The following is an 11828-nucleotide window of genomic DNA, read 5'->3' as shown; positions in this document are numbered from 1 at the left end:
TCCGCCATATCGTCGGCCTGCAGCTCGATCGTGTGGCCCGCAACGCCGCCAGCCAGGGCGTGACGCTGACCTTCGATCAGACCTTGATCGACCACTTCGCGGAGGAAGGCTACAAGCCCGAGTTCGGTGCGCGTGAACTCAAGCGCCTGATCCGCAGCGAGCTGGAAACCGCGCTGGCACGCGAGATGCTCGGCGGCGGAATCGGCAAGGGCGATCACGCCAGCGCACGCTGGGACGACAAGGCCGAACGGGTGGTCTTCGAGCGCCAGGAGCCACCCGCAAAGCCGGCCGAGCCTGAGAAGCCCGATGCCGCGAACGTGGCCGAGACGCCGCCGAGCGACGCGAGCAAGCCTGCGCGCAAGAAAAAGTCAGCGGGCGGCGAATCTTGAGTCATGGGGAGGCTGTCGTGATCCTTCAATTGACCCAAGGACTTGTTCTTGATGGAAACGAAAAGTAGTAGGCGCTATTCAGAGTGCGCCGGCGGCTCTGTTCGGTGCGTCATCCAATTCGCCGGCATTGTTCAAGGAGAACCGATATGTCTGCATTGACTCCGTGGGACCCCTTCCGGGAACTGGATGAATTGCAAAACCGCCTGGCGACGATGTTGGGACGGCCCCCCCAGCGACAGGGCGCCCGTACCGGCAACGAAGCCATGACCACGGCGGACTGGGCACCAATGGTGGACATCAGCGAGGATGAGAACGCATTCCTCCTCAAGCTGGATCTGCCGGAGGTCCCCAAGGATGCCGTGCGCGTCAGCGCGGAAAACGGCGTACTCACCATCAGCGGCGAGCGCAAACTGGAAAAAGAGGAGCAGGGCAAGAAATTCCACCGCATCGAACGTGCGTATGGCCGCTTTGTGCGCAGCTTTGTCTTACCTGACAACGTTGATCCGACCAAGGTGACGGCTTCGATGAAAGACGGCGTGCTGGAAGTGCGGCTTGTCAAGGCCGAGCAAGCCAAGCCGAAGCAGATTGAAATTTCAGTCAATTAACTTCAATTGGAGTCCAACATCATGAATATCAAACAGCCCCAATACATCCGTTCCGCACTTGCCCTGGCGGTCTGCATCGGACTGAGTGGACCGGTTTTGGCCCAATCGGCGGCAAGTCCAAGCGCTGCAGCGCCCTCTGTCGCACCCAAGGCGGCGCAGCCACAAGTAGACGACAAGGCCGCCCAGGAAGCCGAAAAAAAGCGTTCCGAGCTCACTCAGGACGCCATCACGGCGCTCACCAAGACCCAGGAGGCTTTGACCCTCCTTGATGCAAATAAGACCAAGGAGGCGCTCGCTGCGCTGGAACTGGCCACCGGAAAGCTGGAACTGGTATTGGCACGCGACGCCAAACTTGCTTTGGCGCCGGTCGATGTACGCGTCATCACCCATGATATCCACGCCAACGTGGAATCGGTAAAGAAAGCGGTCAAGTTGTCTCGGGAGTTGTTGGGTGATGGCGAGGTGCAAAAGGCCCGGCCCATCGTTGCCAATCTGGCCAGCGAAATCGTGATCGAAACCGACAACCTGCCCATGGCAACGTACCCGGCAGCGATCAAGTCGGCTGCACGGCTCGTCGACAGCGGCAAGATCGACGAAGCCAAAGCAGAGCTCGCCCGAGCACTGAACATGCTGGTGGTCACCCAAGTTGTACTCCCTCTGCCCGTGCTACGGGCCGAAGCCGCGATAGCAAAAGCTGAAAAGCTGGCCGAGACTGACAAGCGCGATGCCAAGCAGAACGAGGAGCTCAGCACCTTGCTGTCGTCCGTGCGCACGGAGATCGAGCTGGCGCAAATCCTGGGTTATGGCAAGAAGGAGGACTTCAAACCCATCTTCGATCAGGTGAAGTCCATTGAGCAAAAGTCGGCTGGTGGCAAAAGCGGCAATGGATGGTTCGACGAGTTGAAGACGCGCATCCAAAAGCTGTTTTGAGGTGATGAAGGGGCCGACTGCTCCATCGGTCAGTCTCGCGATATTCGCAGTCGGCCCCAATAGATTCCCCTATTTTCACTATCTCATACGAGGCATATCACCATGAATGAGCAAACATCGAATCCCAACGCGATCAACGAAGGCACGAACGAACAGGCCGCGGTAAGCAGCCTTCCTGCCAGACCAGAGCCCAAGCCTGAAGTCGTCACGGAGGTACAGCCTGAGGTTCAGAAGGAAACGGACTCGCAAGCGGCAGACAAACGTAAACAAGTCCTCGATGAGGCCGTCTCGGCCTTGGCGCTGACCAAATCAGCGCTGGCGGCCCTGGACGAAAAAGAATCCGCGCGAGCACTGGCAACGCTGGCCGAAGTGACGGGAAAGCTGGAGCTGATCGTTGCACGCGAACCCACGCTCGCCCTGGCCCCCGTTGATGTGCGCACCATCGTGCACGACTTGTTCGCCAACACGGAAACCGTTGAGGCGATGACTGACGAGGCGCTGGATGCCCTCAAACATGGCGAGGTGCAACGCGCTCGTCGCGTGTTGGCATTGCTGGCCAGCGAAATCGTGATTGCGGTCACCAACATCCCTCTGGCGACTTACCCGGCAGCCGTGAAATCCGTCGTGCCGCTGATCGATCAGGGCAAGATCGAAGAGGCCAAGGCCGCGCTGCAGTTGGCGCTCGGCACGCTCGTCGAGACACTCAGCGTCATCCCGCTGCCCATCCTGCGCGCCAAACTGCTCGTCAAGCGCGCCGAGACCTTGACAGAAGATGGCCAGCGCAGCGAGGCGTCCGGTGAACGCCTGCAGGACTTGTTAAACGAAGCCCGGCAGCAGTTGGAAATGGCAGAACTGCTGGGCTATGGCAAAAAGAAGGACTTTGAGCCCCTGTACTCTAAACTCAAGAAAGTCAAGGAAAAGACGGCCGGAGGCGGGAGCGGAAAAGGCTGGCTCGATGAAATCAAGGCGAGACTGTCAAAGCTGTTCTAAAACCGCAAGAGAGGGGCGAATAGCCCCTCTCTTCGCCATGAAGGCTTGATTTTCCTGATCTCATGATCCATCAAGGAGATATCGCATGAATGCAAATACCATCGCCGATTCGAATGCGGATAACCCTGCCGATGCCGTGTGTTCACTGACCCAAAATTGGTGGTTGTTTGCGCTGCGCGGCATATTCGCGTTGATTTTTGCAGTCCTCGCATTCTGGATGCCACACTCGGCTTTGTTCGCCATGACGATAGTGTTCGGCGCATTTTCTTTGGTCAATGGTGCGTTCAACCTGGTTGCAGCGGTGCGGCAAATGCGGCAAAAGCAGCGCTGGGGCTGGCTGTTGTTCAGCGGCATCGTCGGCATACTCACCGGTGTCGTTGTGGTAGTTGCCCCTCTGGCTGCCACTTTGGCGTTGGCCTATTTCTTGTGGGTAAGCGTGGCATTCTGGGCAATTTTCACCGGTATGCTGGAGATATCCGCCGCCGTTCGTCTGCGCCGGGAAATCAAGGGCGAGATCTGGCTTGCCCTCAGCGGGCTGCTTTCCGTGCTCCTCGGTGCGATCATCCTATGGATGTTTTTTACCCGCCCGATCGAATCATTTCTGGCCGCGGGCTGGGTATTGGGTTTCCATGCTGCGATCTTCGGTATGACTCTTTTGCTTCTTAGTTGGCGTTTGCGCAAAGCGCGTCAGCGGTAAGGGCGTGAAAAACCAAACCGTAAGATCATCTTTGAAAATCAACATATCCAATCACCCGGGTCCACTCACCTGGGCGGACAACCCTAAAGGGCTTGAGCATGCGTATACAATATAGCTATCGACTCGTCGAAAAAGAATTTCATGAACCTTGGCGAATGTCTGTAGAAAAAGCGGTTGAACCCGCTCTCAAGCCGCTGATCGAAAAGCGCTCCGAAGATTCGGTACGTCTTCAAATCGTCCTCGAACGCGCGAAAAAAGGATCTCGCTTAACGGCCAGTGGCCACATGCACTTGCCGGGCAAAAAAATCGTCAGCGTCACTGCATCGCATAACGATCTGACGCCTCTCGCGCACATGCTAGCGCAGGCGTTGTTCCGGCAGGCCAAGAAGCACTTTGATCGGCTGAGCGCTCAGGATCAAATCAAGCGTAAGGCGCGTCGTGAACGCTTGCGCGAGCTCAAGGCGCGGATCGACACTCAACCTGCCTCTGTCGTCCAGCAAGCACGCGGGATAATCGAGACGCTGCTGCCGAAGGTTGAGGCCGTTGCGCAACGCGAGTTGGCTTATCTGCATGCCGCCGGTGATTTGCCTCGCGATTATCCGACGCTGCACGACGTGGTGGACGAAGCGATTGCTCTGGCTGAATCGGTATGGACATCCGTTCCAGAAGAAAATGCCGCTTACCTCGATCTTTTGAAGCATCTTTTTGCCGTCATTGATCGCGAAGTGGCAAACAGCCGGCAATATGGCGAGGCCGTTTCGCTGGATGCGCCGGTCGAAGCGGATGCGCAGGACATGGCGGAGGCCATGGTAGAGGAAGAGTTCTACGAGTTTTATCAGCCTGATGACGCACTCAGCCTGGCCGACGTCATGGCTGATAGTCGGCTTCCCGACCCAGCAGCAATCGCCGAACAGGAGGAAATTGGTGACAGATCGAGCGAATTCGCATTTGCATTCGACCTGATGAAGGGTATGCCGCACTTGTGGCGCCGCATTTTTCTGCTTATCCGGGTGGATGGGCTGGATGCAGGCTGCGCTGCTGAAATCCTGCGGATGCCTAATAAGATAGATGCTGTCAGAGCGGGGCTCATTCAAGCCGAAGCCTTCATTGCGGCTCACGTGGAAGATGCCGGCGTGAGCGAAGACGGGAACGATTGGATCAAAGGCGTAAATTGGTCGGCGATGTCGGTGATCCGAAGCGAGGCAACCTCACCGCAGTCCAAGGAAGCGAACCATGAAAAATGAACTCCACATCGTCTGCCCACATTGCCAGTCCATCAACAGCGTGCCGGCCGCCAAGCTCGCGGATCGTCCCAACTGCGGCCGCTGCCAGCAGCCCTTGTTCACCGGCGAGCCCATCGAGTTGACGACGGCGACGTTCTCGCGCCACGTGGAGCGCAGCGATCTGCCGCTGCTGGTCGATTTCTGGGCGCCCTGGTGCGGGCCGTGCAAGATGATGGCGCCGCAGTTTCAACAAGCCGCGCGCCAGCTCGAACCCGGGATCAGGCTGGCAAAGGTGAACACCGAGGCTGAGCCCCACCTGGCCGCGCAGTTCGGTATCCGCAGCATTCCGACGCTCGCCCTGTTCCAGGGCGGACGTGAGATCGCCCGCCAGGCAGGCGCCATGGGCTCGCAGGACATCGTGCGCTGGGCCTCTGCACAGGTGGGACGCTGACCGATGCAGGATTTGCTCGGCACTACCCTGATCCTGCTGGCGGCGTGCAGCCTCGCGGTGGTGGCGACGGCGGCGTTCAGAGTACCCGCCTTGCTGGGTTACCTCGCCGTCGGCGCCTTGCTGGGCCCCTCGGTCAGCGGTGTGATCGCGCCGGGAGAGGCGTTGACTTTCATATCCGAACTGGGTGTGGCCCTGCTGCTGTTCATGGTCGGACTGGAATTCTCGCTGGGGCACTTCTGGCTCACTCGCAAGACCGTACTGGCGTCCGGCAGCTTGCAGATGGTCGTCGTGGCCGCGCCACTGACCCTGGTGCTGATCGGGTTGGGTCAGCCAGCTCAGAGCGCTGCACTGCTCGGCGCCGCAGCGGCCATGTCGTCCACGGCGCTGGTCAGCCGACAGCTGGCCGACCAAGGCGAGCTCACCACCCGCCACGGCCGCAGTGCCATCGCCGTGCTGGTCTTTCAGGACCTGGCCAGCGTGCCCCTGCTGGCCCTGCTGGCGATCTGGGCGCGCGGCGACTCGCCGAAGATCGAGAGCGTGCTGCTCGAAGTGTTGGGCGTGCTGGTGTTGTTCGCGGCAGCGGCGGTTGCCTCGCGTCGTCTGTTGCATGGCCTGCTGGGCTGGGTGGCGCGGCAGGGCCACGAAGAATCCTTCGTGCTGGTTTCCTTGTGCGTGGTGGTGGCTGCCGCCGCTGCTGCACACGCGGTCGGCGTATCCGCCGCCCTGGGTGCGTTTTTGGCCGGCATGGCGCTGGGCGAGAGCGACTTCCGTCACCACATGGAAAGCCACCTCAAACCGTTTCGCGATGTGTTGTCGGGGGTGTTCTTCGTGACCATCGGCCTGCAGCTGGACACCGCGCAGATCGTGGCCGCACCGCTGGCGGTACTGGGTTGGCTGTTGGCCTTGGTGCCTCTCAAGATGGGGCTGAACTTTCTGGCGCTGCGCGCAACCCGCCTGTCGGCGCTCGACGCCTGGCGCGCAGGCATCGTGCTGGGTCATGGCGGCGAGTTTGCGCTGCTGCTCCTGGGCATGGTCATGCAGCAGCACCTGATCGCCGCCACCATGGTGCAACCGATGCTGGTGGCGCTGGTGTTGAGCATGGGGTTGGCACCGCTCCTGATCCGACACCATGACCGATGGGCGCGGGCTTTCAGCCGCTCGGGCGCACTCGGTCAGCCACCGCAGGCCGAAGAAGGCGAAGTCGCCGAGCGGGCGCGGTCGTTACGCGACCATGTGATCATCTGTGGGGCGGATGACGTCGGGCTGCTGCTGAGCCGAACGCTGCGCCTGGCAGGCATACCGCATTTGCTGCTGGAATCGGACCGCCAACGGGTCGAAGCGGGGCGTGCGATGGGGGCGCCGGTGTCGTATGGCGATGCCAGTCGGCTCGACACCCTGGCCGCCGCCGGATTGGCCCATGCCCGCCTGGTGGTGCTGACGTTTGCCCGTCCGCAGACGGCCCTGCGTATCGCTCAGGCGATTCTCGACCGCCGCCTGAGCTTGTCCGTGGTGGTGGCCACTGAGCGCGTAACGGATGCCCAGCTTTTGCGTAATCTGCCCAATGTCAGACTGTACCCGTTGTACCTGGCTGCTGGACTGGGACTGGCCGAGCAGGTACTGTTGATGTTGGGCATCAACGCCGACCAAGTCGACCACCGGATCGAGGAATTACGGCAGACACTCAGTGAGTCAGGTGGGGATAGACCATGAACGGGCCGACCATTTGGCTGATGGTGTCGCTACTTGCCAATATTGGCATGGCGGTTGCGCTATGGCGTTTTGTTCGTACCAATCGCCAGAGGCGTGACGAGCTGAAGCATCGCCAACAAGCGCAAATCGATGACAAGGAACGGATCGCCATCGCCCTGGAGGGCGCAGGGCTGGGATTCTGGGAGTGGGATATCGCTACCGACAGCTTCAGGCTTTCTGCCCGCAGTCTGGCGATGTTCGGCTTGACCTCCGACGAGGAGGTTGGCGCCACCCATGCCGCATGGCAAGCGCGTACTCACCCGGAGGATTTGCCGGTCGCTCTGGCAAAGGTGCGCGCTTACCAAGAAAACCCGTCGGAGCGATTGGAGTGCGAGTACCGCGTTCGTCATCGATCTGGCGTTTGGATTTGGGTGCTGGATCGCGGCCGTTGGCTGGGTGGCGCGGGCAGGCAACTGATAGTCGGCACTCTGCTCGACATCTCTTCTCGCAAGGAAATGGAGCAGCAGTTGCTGCGTATGGCGATCACCGACCCCTTGACCGGCTTGTCGAACCGGCGGGCTTTAACGAACGATTACAGCTGGAATGGGAGCGCCTCAAACGCAGCACCGAGATACAAGCAGCACTTGTGCTCTGCGACATCGATCACTTCAAGCGTATCAATGACACCTATGGACACGGATGCAGCGATGAGGTGCTCAAGCACTTTGCTTCACGGTTGAGGGAACATGTTCGCGCAACCGACATGGCTGCCCGGATTGGGGGGGAGGAATTCGCTGTGTTGTTGGAAGCGGCATCGATAGAAGACGCCCAAGTATGGGCGGAGCGATTTCGTCAGGACGCTGCGGCGACAGCGGTGGTGTGTGGAGAGGTGTCGATCAGCTATAGCGCCAGCATGGGGGGAGGCTCTCCTTGACCCCCGTTTGCACTCTGTCGAGCAGGTGATGCAGCAGGCGGACAGCGCGCTCTACCAGGCAAAAAGACAAGGGCGCAACCAAGTTGTGGGTGCACAAGTATTTCAGAATTGAGAGGAGTGGCGATGAAGGAAAAGCAAGCAGACCCGATCAAAACATTTCGCGCCCAATGGGCAGTGATGACGTTCTACGAGCGCTTCGAACAGGTGATCGCGCTCGCGCTGTCCGCAATCATTGCCGTGATTATCGTGGTCTCGCTGCTGCAGCTGATCTCGATCGTCTTCAGCCTGCTGATCATTGATGCGTTCAATCCGCTCGATCACAAGGTCTTCCAGACCGTGTTCGGCATGATCATGACGCTGCTCATCGCCATGGAGTTCAAGCATTCCATCGTGCGGGTGGCCTTGCGGCGCGACAGCATCATCCAGGTCAAGACGGTGATCCTGATCGGGCTGATCGCCCTGGCGCGTAAATTCGTGATCCTCGACCCGGAGACCGGCCCCGCCAAGGTCGCGGCGCTCGCAGGCGCGACACTGGCCCTCGGGGCGACTTACTGGCTGCTGCGCGAGCGCGATGACCGGACAGCCGGGGAAAGCTCAGATGATCAGTCGTGATCTGCGCCACGCGCAGAATGTCGGCGCGCGGCATCGCTGGCTCAATCGCCTGCAAACCGCGCTGTTGGTGCTGACCCTGCTCGGGATTGCCGCCGTCGCTGGCAGCCTGCTGTTGGGTGACGGCGGGCTTTGGCTGGCGCTTGCGGCCGCGGGGTTCACCCTGCTGCTCGAACCGGCGGCCGCCTCCGGGCTGACCTTGCGGCTGTATGGCGCACGCCCCCTGCACCCGGATGAAGCGCCCGATCTTTGGGCTGTGTTGCGCGGAACTGGCGGCGCGGGCCGGGCTGCCTGCCGTGCCGGTACCGCACTACGTGCCCAGCGGGGTCGTCAACGCCTTCGCCACCGGTTCGAAGCATCACGCGGCCATCGCGCTGACCGACGGCCTGCTGCGTAGCCTCACGCCCCGCGAGTTGACCGGCGTGCTCGGCCACGAAATCGCGCATATTGCGAACGAGGATTTGCGTGTCATGGGCTTGGCCGATTCCATCAGCCGGCTCACCCATCTTCTAGCCTTGTTGGGGCAGCTTGCGATCGTGCTCAGCTTGCCAGCGCTATTGCTTGGAGTCACGGAAGTCAATTGGCCCGCGTTGCTTCTACTGGCGGTCGCGCCACAGCTGGCCTTGCTGGCTCAGTTGGGCTTGTCCAGGGTGCGCGAATTCGACGCCGACCGGCTCGCTGCCGAATTGACCGGCGACCCGCACGGGCTGGCCTCGGCGCTCGCCAAGATCGAGCGGGTGAGCCGCTCCTGGCGCGCCTGGCTGCTGCCCGGATGGGGCAATCCGGAACCCTCCTGGTTGCGCACGCATCCGGCGACGGCTGAACGCATTGAGCGCTTGCTGGAACTTGCTCCGCCGCCCGCGATGCCGCCGTTTCCATCGGCCCGTTTCGTCCCCGAGGTGACCGTATCACCACGTCCGCCACGCTGGCGCACCGGCGGCCTTTGGCGCTGATTTCAACATGGAGAATGACGTGACCTACCCCGACCCCTACAGCCGCCCGGCGCCGGATCGATTCATCCGGCGCTGGCTCGTCATCACTGGCTGCATCGCCGCACTCATGCTGCTGTGGCAGTTCCTGCCCGCCATCGAAGCCTGGTTCAGTCCCCACGAAACGCAGGAGCGCACGGTGACGCCGCGCGGCGACCTGGCCGCCGACGAAAAAACCACCATCGAGCTGTTCGAAAAATCGCGCGGGTCGGTGGTTTACATCACCACGGCACAACTAGTGCGTGACGTCTGGTCGCGCAATGTCTTTTCCGTGCCGCGCGGCACCGGCTCCGGCTTCATCTGGGACGATGCCGGCCACGTGGTGACCAACTTCCACGTGATCCAGGGGGCATCGTCTGCCACGGTCAAACTGGCCGACGGTCGCGATTATCAGGCTGCGCTCGTTGGCGCCAGTCCTGCGCACGACATCGCGGTACTCAAGATTGGCGTCGGCTTCAAGCGCCCGCCGGCGGTGCCGGTGGGCACCAGTGCCGATCTCAAGGTGGGGCAAAAGGTCTTTGCCATTGGCAATCCCTTCGGGCTCGACTGGACGCTCACCACCGGCATCGTCTCGGCGCTTGACCGCACCCTTTCCGGCGACGCCAGTGGCCCGGCCATTGACCACCTGATCCAGACCGACGCCGCTATCAACCCCGGCAATTCCGGTGGCCCGCTGCTCGATTCGGCTGGGCGGCTGATCGGCATCAATACCGCCATCTACAGTCCGTCTGGCGCCTTGGCCGGCATCGGCTTTGCGGTGCCGGTCGATACCGTCATGCGCGTGGTGCCGCAACTCATAAAGACCGGCAAGTACATCCGTCCGGCGCTGGGCATCGAGGTGGATGAGCAGCTCAACGCGCGTCTGCAGGCGCTGACCGGCAGTAAGGGCGTATTCGTATTGCGCGTGACGCCGGGCTCGGCGGCGCACAGGGCCGGGCTCGTCGGCGTCGAGGTCACCGCAGGCGGCATCGTGCCCGGCGATCGCGTTATCAGCATCGACGGTATCGCCGTCGACGACGTCACCACATTACAGGCCCGGCTAGACGACAAGAACGTTGGAGATGTTGTGGTCTTGTTAGTGGAGCGGGCCGGCAAGACTCGCGAGATGCTTGTGGAACTACAACCGGGAGTTTGATGGAAAGTGGGTCATGGATCTGCACAGCGAAGCAGCCAAGCGACTTCAGCCTTGCGCCGAACTACGAGCCCTAGCTAGTGCAGTGGGGGGAAGGCTGTTTAGGTTAAATGGATATAAGGGTGTCATTTTTGATTGTGTTTTTAAAAGAAGGTGTTGATTTTTTTGGGTAAGCATTTAGGGCGTCCAAGGGTTGGAGCAGTTGGCACGGATGAGAGAGCTCAATGCTCGCTAGGGATTGGATCTATGTGTTTTTTCTGACTGACTGCTTACGTGTTGGAACGGGCAACATCGGAAAAGGATGAATCTTTATTTTCACCATTTACCGTATTTTTCGAGCCTGGGCGAAAATTAGGATGATACTTTAGCGCCCTTAATCATTCTCCCATGAAAGGCAAAACGATCCAGTCTCGGGTGTAAGTGCTCACAACATACTGATATAAAAGGGATTTTTTATGAATAGGAGAGCGCGCGACGTTTCTCTCTGTTTTTAGGGTTAGGATGAAACTTTATTTGCATCCCACAACTGCCAAAACGCGGTACAAGGTTTTACTCTTGAGCTTGGTTGCCCATCCCGCTCCAAACCAAGCACCCGCAAGGCTTCCAGCCAGAAGCGTGACGATGATGTCCCACCGTTCAAAGACCGCAGAGTAGGGAACGCTGAATGCGCGAAATGGAAGAGCTGTGGCTACCACCACGAGGCTCATGGCCTTGTTGAGAATGACAGCCTCCAACGCACCGAAACCAAACAATCCGATGAGTAGTGGCAGCCTGAACTCTGCGCCACCCAAGCCAATCAGCCCACCTAGGGCACCGATAATAGTGCCGCTACCAAATACTATTGGTTTGTTTTTTTCTCTACTTGAGGTCATTGCTCATTTTTCTTTTCAGCGCCCTGAAACTACAAAGCTAGACTAGGATCTTTCCTGGTCCTTCTGCCAAGCTAGATAAGTGTTCACTGGAGGGCGTCGGCTGAAGTGTTGCCGTAGCCCATCAAACAAAGAGTTCGCCAACGCTTGCTGATGGCGTGCGCTGACTAACCGCTGGCAGTCCTGTGCGTTAGGGATGGTCTGAAGTAGCCATGTATTTCCCCGGCATACCACCTAGCGCAACTTTTAAACTCGCCAAATGATCAAAAAACAATCAATTCGACGAGTATTTCTTACGTTTTCGCCACCCGGACCCCACTC

The 11828-nt window shown here is 59.8% G+C and carries 12 protein-coding genes and 3 pseudogenes; 14 read left to right on the top strand and 1 reads right to left on the bottom strand.

The window, feature by feature from the left end:
• From MF6394_RS32485 to MF6394_RS32425, 14 genes and pseudogenes are all read left to right on the top strand, one after another.
• Positions 1-389 (top strand): annotated as a pseudogene (locus MF6394_RS32485) (Clp protease ClpC); the annotation flags it as partial.
• Positions 390-535: 146 nt separating this feature from the next.
• Positions 536-994 carry a small heat shock protein sHSP20-GI gene (gene hsp20-GI, locus MF6394_RS32480; RefSeq protein ID WP_016782889.1) on the top strand — a complete coding sequence of 153 codons (459 nt, stop codon included), beginning with the start codon at positions 536-538 and terminating at the stop codon, positions 992-994.
• Between the two features lie 21 nt (positions 995-1015).
• Complete coding sequence (gene yfdX1 / locus MF6394_RS32475) at positions 1016-1924, top strand: heat resistance protein YfdX1 (RefSeq protein WP_078468283.1); 909 nt, start codon at positions 1016-1018, stop codon at positions 1922-1924.
• Between the two features lie 102 nt (positions 1925-2026).
• The gene (locus MF6394_RS32470) at positions 2027-2914 is read left to right on the top strand and encodes a YfdX family protein (RefSeq protein WP_078468282.1); all 888 of its coding nucleotides are present in this window, start codon (positions 2027-2029) and stop codon (positions 2912-2914) included.
• An 85-nt stretch (positions 2915-2999) separates the two neighbouring features.
• Positions 3000-3611 (top strand): HdeD family acid-resistance protein, encoded by a 612-nt coding sequence (locus tag MF6394_RS32465; RefSeq protein WP_000993372.1) that lies wholly within the window; start codon positions 3000-3002, stop codon positions 3609-3611.
• Between the two features lie 98 nt (positions 3612-3709).
• Entirely contained in the window at positions 3710-4855 is a 1146-nt protein-coding gene (locus MF6394_RS32460; RefSeq protein WP_029611654.1) for a hypothetical protein, read from the top strand.
• Positions 4845-5285, top strand: a complete 441-nt coding sequence (gene trx-GI / locus MF6394_RS32455) for a heat resistance system thioredoxin Trx-GI (protein ID WP_000787151.1) — start codon at positions 4845-4847, stop codon at positions 5283-5285. Before MF6394_RS32460 ends, trx-GI begins: the two co-directional genes overlap by 11 nt.
• A gap of 3 nt (positions 5286-5288) precedes the next feature.
• Complete coding sequence (locus MF6394_RS32450; protein WP_078468281.1) at positions 5289-6995, top strand: cation:proton antiporter domain-containing protein; 1707 nt, start codon at positions 5289-5291, stop codon at positions 6993-6995.
• Positions 6992-7492, top strand: a pseudogene (locus MF6394_RS34980) (PAS domain-containing protein); the annotation flags it as partial. The gene MF6394_RS32450 and the pseudogene MF6394_RS34980, both read left to right, overlap by 4 nt.
• Complete coding sequence (locus MF6394_RS34890) at positions 7396-7908, top strand: GGDEF domain-containing protein (RefSeq protein ID WP_274521151.1); 513 nt, start codon at positions 7396-7398, stop codon at positions 7906-7908. The pseudogene MF6394_RS34980 and the gene MF6394_RS34890, both read left to right, overlap by 97 nt.
• Positions 7856-8020: a diguanylate cyclase domain-containing protein gene (locus MF6394_RS35315; protein ID WP_443217267.1), complete on the top strand. Its 165-nt coding sequence runs from the start codon at positions 7856-7858 to the stop codon at positions 8018-8020. Before MF6394_RS34890 ends, MF6394_RS35315 begins: the two co-directional genes overlap by 53 nt.
• An 11-nt stretch (positions 8021-8031) precedes the next feature.
• Complete coding sequence (locus MF6394_RS32435; protein WP_004152114.1) at positions 8032-8520, top strand: phosphate-starvation-inducible PsiE family protein; 489 nt, start codon at positions 8032-8034, stop codon at positions 8518-8520.
• Positions 8507-9470, top strand: a pseudogene (locus MF6394_RS32430) (zinc metalloprotease HtpX). Before MF6394_RS32435 ends, MF6394_RS32430 begins: the two are co-directional and overlap by 14 nt.
• A gap of 19 nt (positions 9471-9489) precedes the next feature.
• The gene (locus MF6394_RS32425; protein WP_070413682.1) at positions 9490-10641 is read left to right on the top strand and encodes a S1C family serine protease; all 1152 of its coding nucleotides are present in this window, start codon (positions 9490-9492) and stop codon (positions 10639-10641) included.
• A gap of 506 nt (positions 10642-11147) precedes the next feature.
• Here the strand turns inward: MF6394_RS32425 and MF6394_RS32420 are convergent.
• Complete coding sequence (locus MF6394_RS32420) at positions 11148-11510, bottom strand: TSUP family transporter (protein WP_238597328.1); 363 nt, start codon at positions 11508-11510, stop codon at positions 11148-11150.
• Positions 11511-11828: the final 318 nt, after the last annotated feature.

Origin of the sequence: Pseudomonas sp. MF6394, from assembly GCF_002018845.1 — a bacterium.
Lineage (GTDB): Bacteria > Pseudomonadota > Gammaproteobacteria > Pseudomonadales > Pseudomonadaceae > Aquipseudomonas > Aquipseudomonas lactis.
Note: the sequence above shows the minus strand (reverse complement) of the source record. Positions and strands in the feature narration are given on the sequence as shown.

What these genes read in the sequence shown, in the direction of transcription:
- hsp20-GI (WP_016782889.1), top strand. Translation starts at nt 536, where the DNA reads ATGTCTGCATTGACTCCGTGGGACCCCTTCCGGGAACTGGATGAATTG.
- yfdX1 (WP_078468283.1), top strand. Translation starts at nt 1,016, where the DNA reads ATGAATATCAAACAGCCCCAATACATCCGTTCCGCACTTGCCCTGGCG.
- MF6394_RS32470 (WP_078468282.1), top strand. Translation starts at nt 2,027, where the DNA reads ATGAATGAGCAAACATCGAATCCCAACGCGATCAACGAAGGCACGAAC.
- MF6394_RS32465 (WP_000993372.1), top strand. Translation starts at nt 3,000, where the DNA reads ATGAATGCAAATACCATCGCCGATTCGAATGCGGATAACCCTGCCGAT.
- MF6394_RS32460 (WP_029611654.1), top strand. Translation starts at nt 3,710, where the DNA reads ATGCGTATACAATATAGCTATCGACTCGTCGAAAAAGAATTTCATGAA.
- trx-GI (WP_000787151.1), top strand. Translation starts at nt 4,845, where the DNA reads ATGAAAAATGAACTCCACATCGTCTGCCCACATTGCCAGTCCATCAAC.
- MF6394_RS32450 (WP_078468281.1), top strand. Translation starts at nt 5,289, where the DNA reads ATGCAGGATTTGCTCGGCACTACCCTGATCCTGCTGGCGGCGTGCAGC.
- MF6394_RS32435 (WP_004152114.1), top strand. Translation starts at nt 8,032, where the DNA reads ATGAAGGAAAAGCAAGCAGACCCGATCAAAACATTTCGCGCCCAATGG.
- MF6394_RS32420 (WP_238597328.1), bottom strand. Translation starts at nt 11,510, where the DNA reads ATGACCTCAAGTAGAGAAAAAAACAAACCAATAGTATTTGGTAGCGGC.